Here is a 17,024-nt window from a genome sequence, read left to right as displayed (position 1 = left end):
TGATGTGCGCGATCACGGGCCGACGGCCCACGCGAAACACGGGGGAACCACATGTTCGGCATCATCAGACCCTGCCGTCACCGCCTGTCCGAGCGGCTGCAGGCCGGCTGGATGGCCCACCTCTGCGGGCTCTGCCTGGCCCTGCGGGACGACCACGGGCAGTTGGCGCGGACCGCCACCAACTACGACGGGCTGATCATCTCGGTGCTGGTCGAGGCGCAGGCCGCCACCGGGGACGGTGCCGGGCGGCGCACCGCCGGGCCGTGTCCGCTGCGCGGCATGCGCACCGCCTCCGTCGCGCAGGGCGAGGGCGCCCGGCTGGCCGCCGCCGTCTCGCTGGCGCTCGCCTCGGTGAAGATCCGCGACCACGTGGAGGACCGGGACGGCGTCTTCGCCCGGCGGTCCGTGGCGGCGGGCGCCCGGGCGGTCGCCCGGCGCTGGGACCGCAAGAGCGCGGGCAGCGCCTCGGTGGTCGGCTTCGACACCGCCGTCCTGCTCGACGCGGCCGCCCGGCAGGGCGAGTTGGAGCGCGCGCTGCCGGTCGGCGGCTCGGTGCTGCTGGTCACCGAGCCCACCGAGACCGCCACCGCCGCCGCCTTCGCGCACACCGCCGCGCTGGCCGGCCGGCCCGGGAACGCGGCGCCGCTGGCCGAGGCGGGCCGGCTGTTCGGCCGGCTCGCGCACCTGCTGGACGCCGCCGAGGACCAGCACGCCGACGCCACGAGCGGCGCCTGGAACCCGCTGAGCGCCACCGGCACCGACCGCGCCGAGGCCGAGCGGCTCTGCCGGGACGCCGTGCACGGCATCCGGCTCGCCCTGCGGGACGTCGAACTGGCCGACCGCACCCTGGTGCACGTGTTGCTCGCGCACGAGACCGAGCGCGCCGTCGAGCGGGTCTTCGGCCGGGCCGGTCACACCGCCTGCCGGACCGGGGCGAAGGACGGCGGCGGTACCCCGCTCGCCGCCAACCCGTACCAGGCACCGCCGCAGCAGGACCCGGACCAGGCTCCGCCGCAGGAGCCCGGAGCACCGGTCCCGCCGTGGGTTCCGCAGGGCCCCGGCTTCACCCCGCCCGGCGCGCCGCCGCCGAACGGCCGCAACCTGCTGGCCGGTTGCGCCGCGTGGGCGCTGATGGCCTGCACCTGCCAGCTGCTCTGCTGCAACCACAACGACCCGTTCTCCGGCGAACCCCGCGAGGGCTTCTGCGCCCGGCACGACTGCTGCGACATCGGCGAGTGCTGCTGCGACGGGTGCCAGTGCTGCGGGGAGAACGCGAGCTGCTGCGGCGGGTGTTGCGACGGCTGTGACGGCTGCGACTGCGGCTGCGACTGCTGAGCACCACCGCCGGGGCACGCCCCCAGGGGGAGCCGGACCGCGCCGGACGGCGTGCCCGGGACCGGTCCGGCTCCCCCTCGCGGCGTACCGGCGCTCCACCGGCGGAGCGACGTGCCGATGGCCCGGGCGAACCTAACGTGGCGTCATGTCGAAGAACCGACGGTGGCGTTCCGCCGCCCTGACGATCATGTCCACCACCCTGGTCCTCGCGCTGGCCGGACCGGCCACCGCGCTGGCCGGCGCGGCCCCGGCCGCACCCCTGAACGTGGCCGCCGCCGCAGCCGGCGGCACCGCCCACTCCGCGAGGCCGCTGGTGCCCGCCCCGACCGCGCACCGGCCGGTCGGGACGGCGTCCGTCCGCCTGGTCGACGCGAGCCGCCCCGACCCGTGGCGCGCCGACGCGCCGACGCGTGAGCTGATGGCCACCTTCTGGTACCCGGCGGACTCGCCCCGCGGCGCCCACGCGCCCTACATATCGCCGAAGTTGTCCCGCGCCCTGTACGACCTGGACGAGCCCGCCACGATCCGGACCAACGCCGTGGCCGACGCCCGGCCGGCCGCCGGACGGCACCCGCTGATCCTGCTCTCCCCCGGCTTCGGGATGAGCCGCAGCACGCTCACCGCCCTCGGCGAGGAGTTCGCCGCCCGGGGTTACGCGGTGGCCGCCGTCGACTCCACCTACGAGACCTCGGTGGAGTTCCCCGACGGCCGGATCGAGTCCTGCCTGGCCTGCGGACTGGAGGGGAAGGACCCGGAGTTCGGCGCGAAGTCCTCCCGCGCCCGGGCTGCCGACCTGCGCTTCGTGCTCGACAAGCTGACCGCGCCGGGGCACGGCGGCCCGGTCCGCGGCCTGAGCATCGACGCCTCGCGGGTCGGCGCCGCCGGGCACTCGCTCGGCGGGGCGGCCGCCCTGGAGGCGATGCGCGAGGACCCGCGGATCAAGGCCGCCGCCAACCTGGACGGCAGCATCTGGATCCCGGCAGGGGACGACACCGGGCGCCCGGCCCTGCTGTTCAGCGCCGGGGTCGGCGCTTCACCGGAGGCCACCCAGAACTGGGAGGACAACTGGAAGCGGTTCACCGGCCCCCGCTACTGGGTGGAGATGCCCACCGCCGGGCACCTGTCGTTCTCCGACGAGCACTGGCTGGTCGACAACCTCGGCCTGCGTGACCAACTGCCCCCGGACACCTACCGGGAGAGCTTCGGCACCATCAACGGGAACCGCGCGCTCGCCGCCACCCGCGCCTACCTGGGCGCGTTCTTCGACCGGCACCTGCTCGGCCGACCGGCCCCGCTGCTCGACCGGCCCTCGCGCGCCTTCCCCGAGGTGCGCTTCACCAAGTAGCCCGCGGTCGCCGCCCGTCCGCGCGCCGCGCTGCCACAGCGGCAGCACCGCGACGCGCGCGGCCGGGCGGTGCTCATCCATCGCGGCCCGGCGCCGTTCTCGCCGCCGGAACCACCCCGGTGCGGCGGTCCGCCGCCAGCGAGTCCTCCAGCCGGGCCAGCAGCACCCGGAAGCGGTCCGCGTCCTCGGCCGTCATCCGGCCGCCCTCGGCCGGGGCCCGCACGCCCCGGTCCACCGTCGTTCCCTCGTTCATGCCCCGACGGTAGGGCCTGACGATCAACGTCGGATAAACGGAGCGGCAGTTGTCGCTACGCGCGCCCGAGCACCCGGTCCACGGTGATCTCGATGACCACCCGGTCCGGGTTCACCCGCGGCTCGCGGTAGCGCTCGGCATACCGGCGCTCCGCCTCGGCCACCTCCTGCGGCGCGTCGCGCACCACGGCGACGCCCTCCAGCGTCGACCAGCGCGCCCGGTCCACCTGGCAGACCGCCACCCGCTGCCCGGCCTCCCCGGCCGCCAGCACGTTACGCACCTTGCGGCTGGTGCGGCTGCTGATCACCCGCGCGACGCCGGTCCCGGGATCGAACGTCACGCCCACCGGCACCACGTGCGGAGACCCGTCCGGGCGGTGGGTGGTCAGGGTGGAGATGTGCCGCTCCCGCCAGAAGGCGAGGAAGGCGTCGTCGAGCGCACGCGGGTCATGGGCCATGGCCGCGATCGTACGTGCCCGGGCCCGGCGGCGGACCGCCGGGCCCGGGCCTCGGGCACCCCCGCGCGCTCAGTGGCCGCGGGTGATCCAGTCCTGGAGGGACGGGGCCTCGGCGCCGATGGTGGTCGGGTCGCCGTGGCCGGTACGGACCACCGTGTCCGCGGGCAGCGTGAGCAGCCGCTCGCGGATGGAGTCGATAATCGTCGGGAAGTGCGAGAACGAGCGGCCGGTGGCGCCCGGGCCGCCGTGGAAGAGGGTGTCGCCGGTGAACACCGTGCCGAGGTCCGGCGCGTACAGGCAGACCGCGCCGGGAGCATGGCCGGGGGTGTGCAGCACGGTCAGCCCGGTGCCGGCGACCTCGATCCGCTGTCCGTCGGCGAGTTCGCCGTCGGGGAGGCGTTCCGGGTGGGTGAGCTTCCACAGCGGCAGGTCGTCCGGGTGGAGCAGGATCGGCGCGCCGGTGCGCGCCGCGAGCTCCGGGGCGGCGTCGATGTGGTCGTTGTGCGCGTGGGTGGAGACGATGGCGAGCAGCCGGCGCCCGGCCAGCGCCCGCTCGATCGCGGCGGCGTCGTGGGCCGCGTCGATCACCACGGCCTCGGTGTCGTCGCCGACGATCCAGACGTTGTTCTCCACCTCCCAGCTGCCGCCGTCGAGCTCGAAGGTGCCGGCGGTGACGAGCCGGTCGATGCGGGCGGTCGTGTCGCTCACAGGACCACCACCGAACGGAGCACGTCACCCTGGTGCATGCGCTCGAACGCCTGCTCCACCGCGTCGAGCCCGATGGTCTCGCTGACGAAGGCGCCGAGGTCCAGACGGCCCTGGAGGTAGAGGTCGATCAGCATCGGGAAGTCCCGGGAGGGCAGGCAGTCGCCGTACCAGGAGGACTTCAGCGCGCCGCCGCGCCCGAACACGTCGAGCAGCGGGAGCTCCAGCTTCATCTCCGGAGTCGGCACGCCGACCAGGACGACGGTGCCGGCCAGGTCGCGGGCGTAGAAGGCCTGCTGGTAGGTCTCCGGGCGGCCGACCGCCTCGACGACCACGTCCGCGCCGTGGCCGCCGGTCAGCTCGCGGATCGCCTCGACCGGGTCGGTGTTCTTCGAGTTGACGGTGTGGGTGGCTCCGAGCTTCTCGGCGGTGGCGAGCTTGCGGTCGTCGATGTCCACCGCGATGATCTTCGACGCGCCGGCCAGCCGCGAGCCCAGCACGGCAGCGCCGCCGACACCGCCACAGCCGATCACCGCGACCGTGTCGCCGCGGCCGACGTTGCCGGTGTTGATCGCGGCGCCGATGCCCGCCATCACGCCGCAGCCGAGCAGACCGGCGACCGCCGGGTCGGCGGCCGGGTCGACCTTGGTGCACTGGCCGGCGGCGACCAGGGTCTTCTCGGCGAACGCGCCGATGCCCAGCGCCGGGGACAGCTCGGTGCCGTCGAGCAGCGTCATCCGCTGCTTGGCGTTGTGGGTGTTGAAGCAGTACTGGGACCGGCCCCGCTTGCAGGCGCGGCACTGGCCGCAGACGGCGCGCCAGTTGAGGACGACGAAGTCGCCGGGCTCGACCTCGGTGACGCCCTCGCCGACCGTCTCCACGATGCCCGCGGCCTCGTGGCCGAGCAGGAACGGGAACTCGTCGTTGATCCCGCCCTCGCGGTAGTGCAGATCGGTGTGGCACACGCCGCAGGCCTGGATCCGCACCACCGCCTCGCCCGGCCCGGGGTCGGGCACGACGATCGTCGTCACCTCCACGGGCGCACCCTTGGCGCGCGCGATGACTGCCTTGACCTGCTGGCCCATCCGGTTCCACCTCCGTCGGCCGGTGCCGCTCTGCACCGGCGTGACCTGCGTCGACACGGTCGGTCGACACGAGTCGGACGACTCGCCCACGAAGCGTAGCGCCCGGTCCGGCGGCGGGTCGGGGAGCGTCCCGGGTGATCCGGCTCACCGCGGCGGCCCACCACGGGGCGCACCACGGGGCGCGCGATCACCGCCGAGCGCCCCCTTGCCGTCGCCGCGTCCTCACCATGCCCACGGTTCCCGGGCGTTGGCCGGAAAGCTCGCTGACGACGGACCGTCGCCCACGTACGGTCGTAGCCAGTCCGGCACACCCGGCACACCCGTCGGCCGGCCCGCCCGTCCCCCGCGCACCGCCCGGATCCACCCCCCGCCGGCCGCCGTCCGCGGCGGCCACCGCCCTGGAGACTGGAGTACGGATGTCCGCCGACAACAGTGCCACCGGTGCCGGAACCGGTACCGCCACTCCCCCCGGCCCGGCCCCGGCCGTGCTGCCGCCGCTGCACTGCCTGCGCCTGACCGCGCCCGGACCGCCCCGACTGGCCGCCCTGCCCACCGGCACCCCGGTCTGGCTGGTCAGCCGGCACAGCGACGTCCGGCAGGTGCTCACCGACCCGCGCCTGGGCCGCGCCCCGCTCCACACGCCGGACGCCCCGCCGCTCACCCTCACCCCCAACCTGCTCGACGACCCGAACGGGCTGCTCAACATCGACGGCGTCGAGCACCAGCGGCTGCGCCGCACCGTGCAGCGGGCGTTCACCCCGCGCGCCATCGCCCGCTGGCGCCCCTGGGTGGCCTCGGTGGTCGAGGGCCTGATCGACGAGCTGATCGACGAAGGCTCGCCCGCCGACATCGTCGCCGGCTACACCCGTCCGCTGCCGGTGGCCGTGATCAGCCGGCTGATGGGCCTGGACCTCCTCGACAGCAAGCGCCTGGAGCACTGGAGCGACCACGCCCTGGCCACCACCGCGTTCACGGCGCAGGCCATCCGCACCGCCATGGACGAGTTCGCCGCGTTCGGCGCCGAGGTCGTCGCCGAGCGGCGCGCCGCGCCCGGCGACGACCTGGTCAGCAGCCTGCTGGCGGCCGCCGCCGACACCCCCGGGATCACCGAGGAGCAGATCGTCACGCTGGTCATCGGCCTGGTCGTGGCCGGGCACGAGACCACCATGACCTCGCTCGGCAACGCCCTCGTCTACCTCCTCGGCGAGGGCCGCGACGCCTGGGAGCAGCTCGCCTCCGACGAGCAGAGCGCGGCCGCCGCCACCGAACAGCTGCTGCGGGTCGTCCCGCTGGGCGACGCCGACGTGCTGCCCGGCCTGCTGCGGCGGGCCGCGGAGGACGTCGAGATCGGCGGGGTGCGGATCCCCGCCGGCAGCGTGGTCGCGGCCGACGTCAACGCCGCCAACACCGACCCCGGGGTGTTCACCGGGGACCTGCTGACCGAGCTGTTCTCCCCGCTCGCCGCGCCGATGTACACCTTCGGCGCCGGACCGCACCACTGCCTGGGCGCCTGGCTGGCCCGGATGGAGCTGGAACTCGCCCTGCACCGGCTGGCCCGGCGGCTGCCCGCGCTGCGGCTCACCGCGCCGCAGGAGGCCATCGACTGGCGTCGCGGCCTGCTGACCCGCAGCCCGCAGCGGCTGCAGGTCTCCTGGTGACCGGCCACGGCACGGCCGGGACCGGGCCGGAGGTGATCGTCCAGGTCGACCGCGACCGGTGCATCGGCTCGGGCATGTGCGCGTTGACCGCGCCCGGCTCGCTGGCGCTCGGCGCCGACGGCCTCGCGCGGCCGTTGCGCGAGCAGCCGACCGGCGCCGCCGGGGAACCGCTCACCCCGGAGCTGGCCGACGCCGTCGACTACTGCCCGGTCGAGGCGCTCACCCTGTACGGCGCCCGCGACGGACGCCGGATCAGCCCGGCCGGGTGACCGTCCTGCCGGGCTGACCGTCCGTCGGCGCCGCGCCCCGACCGGCGCGGCGCCGACGGCACCGGGGGCAGCCGGGGGCGGCCGGGGGTCAGCGGGCCCGTTCCAGCGCGCGCCGCACCTCGGCCGCCGGGTCGCCCTCGTGGTACGGGCGCTCGCTGTCCTCGATGTGGTCCAGGAACTCCTGGTACCGCAGCGCGTACCCGAGGTGGAACAGCGGAGGGGCCAGCTCCAGCGCCCGCTCCGGCGCGCAGCCCGGCACCCGCTCGCGCCAGGCCCGCGCCCATTCCCCGGCCAGCTGGGCCCACCGCTCCCCGGACACGAACGCCCGGGGCCGCAGCGCGTCGGCCACCGGGTGGCCGAGGCAGGCGTCCGCGAAGTCGAGGACCACCGGTGCGCCGCCGTCGGAGCGCCAGTTGCCCGGGTGGAAGTCGCCGTGCAGCACCGTCTCCGGCAGCCCGCAGGCGGCCAGCTCCTCGACCAGCGCGGGCAGCCGCCCGGCCAGCACCCGGGCGTCGGCAAGCTCCCCGGCCGTCAGCTCCGACCCGGCGGCGAGCCGGTCGAGCAGCCCGGGGACGGCGGCGGCCAGCGCGCGCGGGGTACGGTCGGGCAGCCCCGCCGCGGCGGCCCGGCCGTCGGCCGCGAGCGTGGCCTGCGCGGCGACCAGGCGCGGTACGACGTCCGCCACCACCGCCTCCGACGGGCCCCAGCAGTCCTCCCCGGGCACCTCGTCCAGCAGCACCCGCCCCTCGGCCGGGTCGGCGGCGAGCACCACCGGCACCAGCGCCGGGTCGGCGGCGCCGAACAGCGCGATCGCCTCCGCCTCACGGGCGTTGAACGCCGGGTTGACCACCTTCAGCCAGACCGGGCCGGTGGCCGTCGGCAGCCGGAACAGGCCGGACAGGTTCCAGCTGCGGACCTGCCCGGCGCGCCCGGTGACCGGCCGTCCGGCCGCCGCAAGCGCCCGCTCCGCCCAGTCGAGCGCCGCCCGCAGCCCCTGCGGCGTCGCCCAGCCGGCCCGCCGCTCGGCCGGCCCCAGCAGCGCCGCGGTCCCGGCGTCCGCCGGCCGCGCGGCCCGTCCGGCCGGGCGCTCCAGCGCCTCCACGTGGTACACCGGGTGCCCGCCGCGGCCACCCTCCCCGCCGGTCACCGCGACCAGCCGGACCACCACCACCGGCACCCCGACCTCGCCCGAGACCCGCTCCACCACCGACCCGACCGACGACCACCACGGCTCCCCCACCTCGAAGGGACCCACCGGCCCGAGGTAGTCGCCCCCGTGGGTGAGATGGACACCGACCGTCCGCACATCCGCTTGATTCACCGTGGCAGGTTCCCGCACCCGCCCCACCCACGCGACCGGTTTTCCGGCCGGGGGTCCGGTCGGGGCGGCGGTCCCACAGGCAGACACCGGTGCCGGGGCATGCTCCGATCCGCGGCGGACGGTCGCGGATCGGATCATGACGAGGGCACCACCGAGCCGTCGCGCGAACGCCCCCGACGGCCCCGCCGCCCGGCACCCCACAACCTCCCCCGGCACACGCCGACACCCGGGCGGCCACCGCGCCTGCCGGGCGACACCGCTGGACGGCGCCACCCTCCACCGCCACGACCCATGGGGCATCATTCATCCCATGGAGCGGGTCGTGGATCTTGACCAGGCAGCCGCCGAGGTGGCTGCGCGCGCACCCCGGTGGGAGGCCGCGGGACTGCTGGTGGGCCGGGTGACGTGGCGTGAGGGCGGCACGTGGCCGCAGGGGCTGGAGACGGACCGGGCGCGGGTGGCCGATCCCGACTCGATCGGCGTGCTGCTCTCCGGCCCCGCGGACACCCTGCTGTCGGTGGTGCTCTTCCGGGGCGGCTGGGCCGATGTCGACCATGTCGCCGGCCCGGACGACGACGGTGTGCTCCCGGGTGCGGGCATCGACTCGGCGGCGGCCTTCGGTTCGCGGCTCGACGCCTGGACCGCCCGGGTGTTCGGTAGGCCGGGGGCCTGATCCCGGCCCACCCGGCGGCCCCCTGCCCTACGGGATGGCCACCGCCGCGCCGGAGACGCGGACGCGTGGGGCCGCCGAGTGCAGGTCGACGTGCAGCACGCCGGGGCGGCCGAGGTCCTCGCCCTGGTGGAGGGTGACGGCGGGCGGGGCGCCGGCGGGGTCGAGGGCGCGCAGGTAGGCGCCGAAGGCGGCGGCCGCCGCGCCGGTGGCCGGGTCCTCGACGACGCCGCCGACCGGGAACGGGTTGCGGACGTGGAAGACGTCGGGGCCGGCGCGCCAGACCAGCTGGAGGGTGACCAGGTCACGGGCGGTCATGAAGGCGGCGAGGCCGTCGAAGTCGTACGCGAGCCGGGCCAGCCGCTCACGGGTGGCGGCGGCCAGCACCAGGTGCCGGGCGCCCGCGTAGGCGCAGCGGGGCGGCAGCGCGGGGTCGAGGTCCTCGGGTGCCCAGCCGAGCAGGGCGAGCGCCTCGGTGACGTCGGCCGCGTCCACCTCGGTGACCTGCGGCTCGACGCTGGTGAGGGTGGCGCGCAGGCCGCCGTCGGGGTCCTCGGCGACCTCGACCGGCACCTCGCCCGCCGCCGTGCGGTAGAGGTAGTCTCCCGGGCCGACTCGTTCGGCCAGTGCCACGGCGGAGGCGACGGTGGCGTGGCCGCAGAACGGCACCTCGGTGAGCGGGCTGAAGTAGCGCACCGCGTAGCCGCCCGCCGGGTCGGGGGTCAGGAAGGCGGTCTCCGAGTAGCCGACCTCGGCCGCGATCGCGAGCATCCGCTCGCCGGACAGGCCGGCCGCGTCGAGCACCACGCCCGCCGGGTTGCCGCCCGCCGGGTCGGCGGCGAAGGCGGCGTAGCGCAGGATCTCGGGTGCGCCGGGGGCGGCGTCGTCACTGGTCATGACCGCTCGAACGTGCCCCGTCGGCTCCGTGTTCCCCGTCACCGCAGCACCGCTTCCAGCAGGTCGGTGCCGAGCCGGGCGCTGCCGGCCAGGTCGAGCTGGTAGTGCATGTACCGCCCGCGCCGATGGGTGGTCAGCAGGCCGGCCTTGCGGAGCACCGCAAGGTGCCGGGACACCTCGGGCGCGCTGATCTGCCAGGCGGCGGCGAGCTCGCCGGTGGTGTGCGGGCCGCGGGCGATGGTGCGGGCGAGCCGGAGCCGGACGGGGTGGGCGAGCGCCTCCAGCCGCTGCTGGACCACCGCGAGCGAGACCGGTTCGGTCCCGCCGCCCTCCTCGGCGACGGGGTACTGCACCACCGGCCGCCAGCCGGGCGCCGAGACCACCAGCAGGTGCGGCCGGCCGAAGGCGGTCGGGACGAAGGTGACGCCGCCGCCGGCGGTCCCGCTGGTGGTGTTGTCCTGCAGCTTGTCGACGACGATCCGGCGCCGTCCCTCGCCGGTGTCCTCCAGCTGCACCGAGGAGGAGACGGCGGCCAGTGCCTCGGCCGCGCCGTGCCGTACCAGCAGGTCGGTCTTGCGGCGGGCGTCGGAGGCCAGTTCGGGCAGCACCCGGCGCCAGGCGTCGGCGAATAAGGCGTCCGCGCAGTCCTCCAGCAGCCGCCGGACCAGCGCCCGGACGGCGGGCGGGTCGGTGAGCAGCCGGTCGGCGAAGTCGGCCTGCCGGGGGCCGCGGGCCAGGGCCAGGTCGCGGGCCCGTTCCTGTGCGACCGGGTCGGTGAGCGGCGAGGCGAACCGGTGTGCCAGCCGGGAGGCGCCGCAGGTCATCACGAGGGCGGCGCGGACGTACTGCTCGTCGTCGATCCGGTCGACGGCGTCCAGTTCCGCGGCGAGGGTGGCGCCGGGCAGTCCGGGGACGAGGAAGTCGGCGCGCGAGGAGCGCCAGAGGAACTCCGCCTCGCCGAGCCGGTCGGCGAGCGCCGGCGGGACGGCGGCCGTGGTGCTCGCCGCCCAGCCGTGCAGGGTGGGGTGGTGCGCCGGTTCGGCGAGCACGTGCAGCATGGCGCTGAGCTCGGCCAGCGGGGAGGGGGTGAACAGCAGGCGCTCGTCGGGCAGGCCGGTGATGTCGATGGTCAGGCTCACGACTCCGATCCTGTCACCTGCGACGACGGCACCCGGCACCGATTGGCGGGACTCGTCAATCGACGTGCCCGCCGGGTGGGCGGGGGCCGACGGTACCGGTCATGAACCCGACCCGAACCCCACCGCACCGTTCCCCCGCCCCGGCCCCCACCCCGTCCCCCGTCCCACCCTCCGTCCCACCGGAGCCCCGCAGCGGACCGGCCGCCCTGCTCGGCCTGCTCACCGCCGCGGGCGGCCCGCGCTACGCGGCCGCGCTGCTGGTGGACGCGCTCGGCACCGGCCTGCTGCGGCCGTTCCTGCTGCTCTACGGCATCGGCGTGCTCGCCCTGGACGCGGGGACGGCCGGCCTCGCGATGTCCGCCGGGATGGTCGCGGGCCTGCTCGTCCTCCCGCTCACCGGCCGGTGGATCGACCGGGGCGCCCGCAGCCTGCCGGCGGCGGCGACCCTCCTGGTGCGGGCGGCCGGAGCGGTGACGCTGCTGCTGTCCGACGGCACGCCGGGGTTCGTGGCGGCGGCCGTGCTGCTCGGGGTGGGCAGCCAGTCCTGGCCCGCCACCCACGCCGCCGTCGTCACGACGCTCACCGAGGGCCGCACCCGGGACGCCGCCTTGGCGGCCGGGCGGACGCTGCGCAACGCCGGAATGGGCGCGGGCGCGCTGCTGGCGACCCTCGCGGTGGCGGGCGGCCCGGCGACGCTGCGGATGCTCGCCGGAGTGACCGCCGTGGGGTGCCTGCTGTCGGCGGTGCTGGTGCACTCGCTGCGGGTGTCCGCGCCCCGGATGCCGTCGGCCCCTGTCGTGTCCGAGGGTCCTGCCGCGTCCGGGAGCCCTGCGGGAACCGAGCCCGCCGCGGCCCCGGCGCTGCGCCGGATCACCCTGCTCAGCGTGGCCAACCTGCCCTTCGCCTTCTCCTTCGACGTCCTGGAGGTGGCCCTGCCGGCGCTGCTGGTACTGCACCTGCACACCTCCGCGGCCTGGTCCTCGGGCATCTTCGTGGGCAACACCGTGCTGGTGATCACCCTCCAGCTGGCCGTGGTGCTCCGCCTCGCCCACCGCTCCCGGCACACCCTGCTGGCCGTCGGCGGCACCGCGCTCGCCCTCTCCTACCTGGGCTTCTGGGCGGCCGGCGGGATCGGCGGCACCGCCGGGGCGTCCGCCGTGGCGGTGGTGTCGGTGCTCTTCACCCTCGGCGAGATCCTCTACTCCGGTTCGGGCACCGCCCTGGTCGCCGCGAGCGCGCCGCCGCACCTGCTCGGCCGTGCCCTGGCCCGCTGGGAGCTGTCGATGGGTGTCGGCCGAGCGCTCGCCCCGGCCGTCCTCACCGCCCTGCTCGGCGTCGGACCCGGCGTCCTGTGGCCGTCCCTCGCCGCCGTCACCCTCCTCGCCGCGGCCGCCGTCGCCCGCCTCCGCCCGGCCGGCTGAGGACCGGCACGGCGGCCCGGCACGGCGGACCGGGTTGCGGCCCGGGGTGCGGGCGGGCCCCCGGTCGCCGATCCTGGGCGGCGAGGCACGCGCGCGCACGCGCCCGGCTCCGGTCGTGAGGAAGGACACCGCATGAGCGCCCTCGACTTCGAGGTCATCGACAGCCCGGACAGCTCGCTCGACAAGACCTCCGTGCTGGTCACCGGGCCGCAGGACGCGCTGCTGGTGGACGCCGGGTTCACCCGGTCCGACGGGCGGCGGCTGGCGGAGCGGGTGAAGGCGAGCGGGAAGCGGCTGACCACGGTGTTCGTCAGCCACGGCGACCCGGACTTCTACTTCGGCGCCCAGGAGCTGCAGGACGTCTTCCCGCAGGCCCGGTTCCTGGCCACCGCGTCGACGGTCGAGCACATCCAGGAGACCTTCGACGCCAAGAAGCGGGCCTGGGCGCACCTGGGGCCGGAGCTGCCGACCCGGCTGGTGCGCCCGGAGGTGCTGCACGGCGACGAGTTGGTCTTCGAGGGGCACCGCTTCGAGCTGCGCGGCGCGGACTTCCACCTGCCGGACCGGCACTACCTGTGGCAGCACCACCACCGCACGGTGCTCGGCGGCGTGCTGCTGTTCCAGGGACTGCACGTGTGGACGGCGGACACGCCGACGCCGGAGCAGCGGGCCGCCTGGATCGACCTGCTGGACGGCATGGCGGCGCTGGAGCCGGCGTTCGTGGTGGCCGGGCACCGCACGGACGGCGCGCCGACCGACACCTCTTCGATCGACCACACCCGCGACTACCTGCGGGCCTTCGAGACGGAGATCGGCCGGGCACCGGACGCGGCGGCGGCCAGGGCGGCGCTGGAGCGGCGCTTCCCGGAACTGGGCATGCCACTGGCGGTCGACCTCGGCACGAAGGTCGCCAAGGGCGAGCTGAGCTGGGGCTGAGCGCGATGATCGAGATCCCGAGGTCCGAGGCCGCCTTCGCGGAGTCCGACGCCCCGGCCGACGTGGTCCGCCGCCAGTACCTGGCCTCGGCGCGCGGCGATCTGGGGGCACTGCGGAGCACGCTCGCCGACGACGTGGAGTGGACCGAGATGGCCGGTTTCCCGCTGGGCGGCACCTACCGCACGCCGAAGGGCGTCACCGGCGGGGTGATGGAGCGGCTGGCCGCCGAGTGGGAGGACTGGACGGCGCACGACGACCGGTACGTGGTGGCGGGCGAGGAGGTGGTGGTGCTGGGCCGGTACACGGCGGTGCACAAGGCCACCCGCCGGCCGCTGGCGGTGCGGGTGGCGCACCACTTCACGGTGCGCGGCGGGCGGATCGTGCGGTTCGAGCAGTTCACCGACACCGCGCTGGTCCGGGACGCGATGACGGCCTGAAGCCCTGACGCCCTGACCAGCGCGTCACCCGTTCGGGGGAGCCCGCGCGGCGCGCCGCACGCGCTCTCGACAGCTCCCCCGGCCGGCGGCAGGCTGTCCGTGATTTCCGCCGGAGAACGAGGAGTTCACCATGAGCACGGACAGCAGCGGCACCGGAGGCGGCGGGCGGGAGCGCCCCTTCGTGATCGTCGGCGCCTCCCTCGGCGGCGCCAAGGCCGCGCAGGCGCTGCGCGAGGCCGGGTACACCGGTGGCATCGTGCTGATCGGCGACGAGCACGAGCGCCCGTACGAGCGTCCGCCGCTCTCCAAGGGCTATCTGCTCGGCAAGACCGACCGGGAGAAGATCTACGTCCATCCGCCGCAGTGGTACGCCGAGCACGACGTGACACTGCGGCTGGGCACGCCGGTGGTCGCGATCGACCCGGCGGGGCACACGGTGACGCTGGCCGACGACGGGCGGGTGGAGTACGCGAAGCTGCTGCTGACCACCGGCTCGGTACCGCGCCGGCTGCCGGTGCCCGGGGCGGAGCAGGAGGGCGTGCACTACCTGCGACGGGTGGAGGACAGCGAGCGGATCCGCGGGGTGTTCCGCGAGGGCGCCCGGGTGGTGGTGATCGGCGCGGGCTGGATCGGGCTGGAGACGGCGGCCGCGGCACGGACGGCGGGCGCCGAGGTGACGGTGCTGGAGGCGGCCGAACTGCCGCTGCTTCGGGTGCTGGGCCACGAGGTGGCGCAGGTCTTCGCCGACCTGCACCGCGACCACGGCGTGGACCTGCGATTCGGCGTGCAGGTCACCGAACTGACCGGCGAGGGCGGCCGGGTGACCGGTGTCCGGCTGGCGGACGGAACGACGGTGGCGGCGGACGCGGTGGTGGTGGGCATCGGCATCGCCCCGACCACCGCGCTCGCCGAGGCGGCCGGCCTGACGGTCGACAACGGCATCAAGACCGACGAGCACCTGCGCACCTCCGACCCCGACATCCACGCGGCCGGTGACGTCGCCAACGCCTACCACCCCCTCTTCGGCCGCCACCTGCGCGTCGAGCACTGGGCCAACGCCCTCAACCAGCCGCAGACCGCCGCCCGGGCGATGCTCGGCGAGGACGCGGTGTACGACCGTGTCCCCTACTTCTTCACGGACCAGTACGACCTCGGCATGGAGTACACCGGCTACGTCGAACCCGGCGGCTACGACCGCGTGGTGTTCCGCGGCGACCCGGCCACCCGCGAGTTCATCGCCTTCTGGCTCTCCGAGGGCCGGGTCCTGGCCGGCATGAACGTCAACGTCTGGGACGTCACCGACCCGATCCGCGAACTGGTCCGCTCCGGCCGCCCGGTGGACGTGAAGGCCCTCGCCGACCCGACCGTCCCCCTCACCGATCTCTGAGCGGCTCCGGGTACGCCGAACGGCCCGCTCCCGGAAGGCTGTTTCCGGGAGCGGGCCGTTCTGATTCGCGGTGGTCGGGTGTCAGGCGACCGGCGGGAACGCCTCGGCGTCCGGCTTCAGCAGCTGGCCGGCGGCCGGGGCCTTCTGGTTCACCAGGTAGTCGGTGACCAGCTTGCCGAGCTCCTTGCTGCGGCCGACGGCGCAGTGCTCGACGACGTCGACCGACACCAGCACCGCGTTGCCCAGCTGGCGCTGCATGCGCTGGGAGAAGGTGTAGTTGGTGGCCGGGTCATAGAGGTTGCCGACGACCATCACCGGGGTGGCGGTCTTCTTGTTCCACGGGCCGGTGAAGCGCTCGGCGTCGCGGGCCGGGGCCGGCCAGCTGGAGCAGGTCGGGCCGTCGAAGGCCTGGTAGCGGCCGAAGGTCGGCGACTCCTTCTCCCAGGCCTTGGCCAGGTTGACGAAGGTCCACGGGTTGGACGGGTACGGCTTGTCCTGGCAGTTGACGCCGTAGTAGGAGTCGTCGGCGGAGTACGCGGTCTCCGGCAGGGCCTCGCGCAGCGCGTTCGGCACCTCCGTCGCGAGCACCTTGGCGTCCTCGACGGCGGCCGGGTCGACCGGCGTGACCGGGGCCAGGCCCTGGGCGGCGGCGGCCGGGGCGTTGACGACCGAGTAGAGCGCCTGGAGGGACTTGGCCAGCGGCGCCTGACGGCTCTGCGCGTACAGGGCGTTGGCGACCTGGCCGGTGAAGCTGGAGAGGGTGACCTGGGTGCCGTCCGGCAGGGTGGCCGGGCCGGTGCGCAGGCGGTCGCGGAGCGAGTCGAACTTGGTGCGGGTGTCACCGTCGCCGAAGGCGCAGCGCGGGGCGCCCGCGGTCTGGCAGCGCTTGAGGTACTCGGCGAGGGCGACCTCGAAGCCGGTGGCGCGCTGGCGGTCGTACTCGACGCCGTTGTGCATCCGCAGGTTGGGGTCGACGTTGCCGTCGACGATCAGCGCGCGGACCTTGTCCGGGTACATGCCGGCATAGGTGGCGCCGATCAGGGTGCCGTAGGAGAAGCCGACGAAGTTCAGCTTGGTGTCGCCGACGGCGCGGCGCATCCGGTCGAGGTCGCGGACCACGTTGATGGTCGACATGTGCTCGATGAGCGGGCCGGCGTTGCGCGAGCAGGCGTCGCTGTAGTCCTCGGTGGCGTCGATGGTCTGGGCTATCTCGGCCTTGGTCACCGGGACGCCGACCATCCGGTCGTTGACGCCGGCGGCCTCCTCGTCGGTGGTGAAGCACTTCAGCGGGTTGCTGCGCTCCACGCCGCGCGGGTCGAAGCCGATCTGGTCGAAGCGGTCCTGGACGTCCTTGCCGAAGCGGGTGGTGGTCGCCCACATGTAGCCGCTGCCGCCCGGCCCGCCGGGGTTGATGAAGAGCGAGCCGATCCGCTTGGCCGGGTCGCTCGCGCGGCGGCGCATCATGGCGATGCCGGTGGTCTCGCCGTTGGGGTGGTCGTAGTCGAGCGGCACCTGGTAGACGGCGCAGTCGTAGATCTTCGGGTCCGGCTGGGTCGGGTCGGGGTTGCACGGCTTCCAGTCGACCGGTGCCACCTTGGCCTCGGGCGCCGGGCCGGCGGACGGGGCGGCGACGGCCGCCGCGGCCGATCCGGCGACGAGGGCGAGGGCACTGGTGACAGCCAGTGCCACGCTGGTGATACGGGACACGA

Annotated in this window: 17 protein-coding genes; 9 read left to right on the top strand and 8 right to left on the bottom strand. The window is 75.4% G+C overall.

Features of this window, described 5'->3' with window-relative positions:
* The first annotated feature begins 51 nt into the window (after positions 1-51).
* Both ACFVVU_RS33565 and ACFVVU_RS33560 read left to right on the top strand, forming a co-directional pair.
* A complete protein-coding gene (locus ACFVVU_RS33565; protein ID WP_387793828.1) occupies positions 52-1,335 on the top strand; it encodes a DUF5685 family protein in 1,284 nt (427 codons plus the stop codon).
* Between the two features lie 145 nt (positions 1,336-1,480).
* A complete protein-coding gene (locus tag ACFVVU_RS33560) occupies positions 1,481-2,680 on the top strand; it encodes an alpha/beta hydrolase family protein (RefSeq protein ID WP_387793827.1) in 1,200 nt (399 codons plus the stop codon).
* A gap of 73 nt (positions 2,681-2,753) precedes the next feature.
* Here the strand turns inward: ACFVVU_RS33560 and ACFVVU_RS33555 are convergent, their stop codons facing one another.
* From ACFVVU_RS33555 to ACFVVU_RS33540, 4 genes are all read right to left on the bottom strand, one after another.
* A complete protein-coding gene (locus ACFVVU_RS33555) occupies positions 2,754-2,933 on the bottom strand; it encodes a hypothetical protein (protein ID WP_355376106.1) in 180 nt (59 codons plus the stop codon).
* Between the two features lie 55 nt (positions 2,934-2,988).
* The gene (locus tag ACFVVU_RS33550; RefSeq protein ID WP_355376109.1) at positions 2,989-3,390 is read right to left on the bottom strand and encodes a TIGR03618 family F420-dependent PPOX class oxidoreductase; all 402 of its coding nucleotides are present in this window, start codon (positions 3,388-3,390) and stop codon (positions 2,989-2,991) included.
* A gap of 69 nt (positions 3,391-3,459) precedes the next feature.
* The gene (locus ACFVVU_RS33545) at positions 3,460-4,098 is read right to left on the bottom strand and encodes an MBL fold metallo-hydrolase (RefSeq protein ID WP_380689399.1); all 639 of its coding nucleotides are present in this window, start codon (positions 4,096-4,098) and stop codon (positions 3,460-3,462) included.
* Positions 4,095-5,180, bottom strand: coding sequence for an S-(hydroxymethyl)mycothiol dehydrogenase (locus tag ACFVVU_RS33540; RefSeq protein WP_380689396.1), 1,086 nt, complete (start codon positions 5,178-5,180; stop codon positions 4,095-4,097). Before ACFVVU_RS33540 ends, ACFVVU_RS33545 begins: the two co-directional genes overlap by 4 nt.
* Before the next feature lie 416 nt (positions 5,181-5,596).
* Between ACFVVU_RS33540 and ACFVVU_RS33535 the strand changes: the two genes are divergently transcribed.
* Both ACFVVU_RS33535 and ACFVVU_RS33530 read left to right on the top strand, forming a co-directional pair.
* Positions 5,597-6,838, top strand: a complete 1,242-nt coding sequence (locus ACFVVU_RS33535; protein WP_380689394.1) for a cytochrome P450 — start codon at positions 5,597-5,599, stop codon at positions 6,836-6,838.
* Entirely contained in the window at positions 6,835-7,107 is a 273-nt protein-coding gene (locus ACFVVU_RS33530) for a ferredoxin (RefSeq protein ID WP_387793826.1), read from the top strand. Before ACFVVU_RS33535 ends, ACFVVU_RS33530 begins: the two co-directional genes overlap by 4 nt.
* A gap of 88 nt (positions 7,108-7,195) precedes the next feature.
* On the opposite strand, the gene ACFVVU_RS33525 is transcribed toward ACFVVU_RS33530, so the two are convergent.
* Entirely contained in the window at positions 7,196-8,428 is a 1,233-nt protein-coding gene (locus tag ACFVVU_RS33525) for an aminoglycoside phosphotransferase family protein (RefSeq protein WP_387793825.1), read from the bottom strand.
* Between the two features lie 310 nt (positions 8,429-8,738).
* Between ACFVVU_RS33525 and ACFVVU_RS33520 the strand changes: the two genes are divergently transcribed.
* The gene (locus tag ACFVVU_RS33520) at positions 8,739-9,101 is read left to right on the top strand and encodes a hypothetical protein (RefSeq protein ID WP_387793824.1); all 363 of its coding nucleotides are present in this window, start codon (positions 8,739-8,741) and stop codon (positions 9,099-9,101) included.
* 27 nt (positions 9,102-9,128) lie between these two features.
* Here the strand turns inward: ACFVVU_RS33520 and ACFVVU_RS33515 are convergent, their stop codons facing one another.
* Together ACFVVU_RS33515 and ACFVVU_RS33510 are read right to left on the bottom strand one after the other, a co-directional pair.
* A complete protein-coding gene (locus ACFVVU_RS33515) occupies positions 9,129-9,995 on the bottom strand; it encodes a PhzF family phenazine biosynthesis protein (RefSeq protein ID WP_387793823.1) in 867 nt (288 codons plus the stop codon).
* Between the two features lie 38 nt (positions 9,996-10,033).
* Positions 10,034-11,134 (bottom strand): DUF5937 family protein, encoded by a 1,101-nt coding sequence (locus ACFVVU_RS33510; protein WP_387793822.1) that lies wholly within the window; start codon positions 11,132-11,134, stop codon positions 10,034-10,036.
* 101 nt (positions 11,135-11,235) lie between these two features.
* Here ACFVVU_RS33510 and ACFVVU_RS33505 point away from each other — a divergent pair, with 101 nt between their 5' ends.
* The 4 genes from ACFVVU_RS33505 to ACFVVU_RS33490 all read left to right on the top strand — a co-directional run bounded on the left by ACFVVU_RS33505 (position 11,236) and on the right by ACFVVU_RS33490 (position 15,315).
* Positions 11,236-12,555: an MFS transporter gene (locus ACFVVU_RS33505; protein ID WP_380686944.1), complete on the top strand. Its 1,320-nt coding sequence runs from the start codon at positions 11,236-11,238 to the stop codon at positions 12,553-12,555.
* Positions 12,556-12,687: 132 nt separating this feature from the next.
* Positions 12,688-13,491 carry an MBL fold metallo-hydrolase gene (locus ACFVVU_RS33500; RefSeq protein WP_380686942.1) on the top strand — a complete coding sequence of 268 codons (804 nt, stop codon included), beginning with the start codon at positions 12,688-12,690 and terminating at the stop codon, positions 13,489-13,491.
* A 5-nt stretch (positions 13,492-13,496) separates the two neighbouring features.
* Positions 13,497-13,928 (top strand): nuclear transport factor 2 family protein, encoded by a 432-nt coding sequence (locus ACFVVU_RS33495; RefSeq protein ID WP_380686940.1) that lies wholly within the window; start codon positions 13,497-13,499, stop codon positions 13,926-13,928.
* 130 nt (positions 13,929-14,058) lie between these two features.
* A complete protein-coding gene (locus tag ACFVVU_RS33490; protein WP_387793821.1) occupies positions 14,059-15,315 on the top strand; it encodes an NAD(P)/FAD-dependent oxidoreductase in 1,257 nt (418 codons plus the stop codon).
* Positions 15,316-15,396: 81 nt separating this feature from the next.
* Here ACFVVU_RS33490 and ACFVVU_RS33485 read toward each other — a convergent pair whose 3' ends face one another.
* A complete protein-coding gene (locus ACFVVU_RS33485) occupies positions 15,397-17,022 on the bottom strand; it encodes an alpha/beta fold hydrolase (protein WP_380685140.1) in 1,626 nt (541 codons plus the stop codon).
* Between the last annotated feature and the right edge of the window lie 2 nt (positions 17,023-17,024).

The sequence above is a fragment of the Kitasatospora sp. NPDC057965 genome, from assembly GCF_042887135.1.
Classification (GTDB): domain Bacteria; phylum Actinomycetota; class Actinomycetes; order Streptomycetales; family Streptomycetaceae; genus Kitasatospora.
This window is presented reverse-complemented; position numbering and strand designations above follow the sequence as displayed.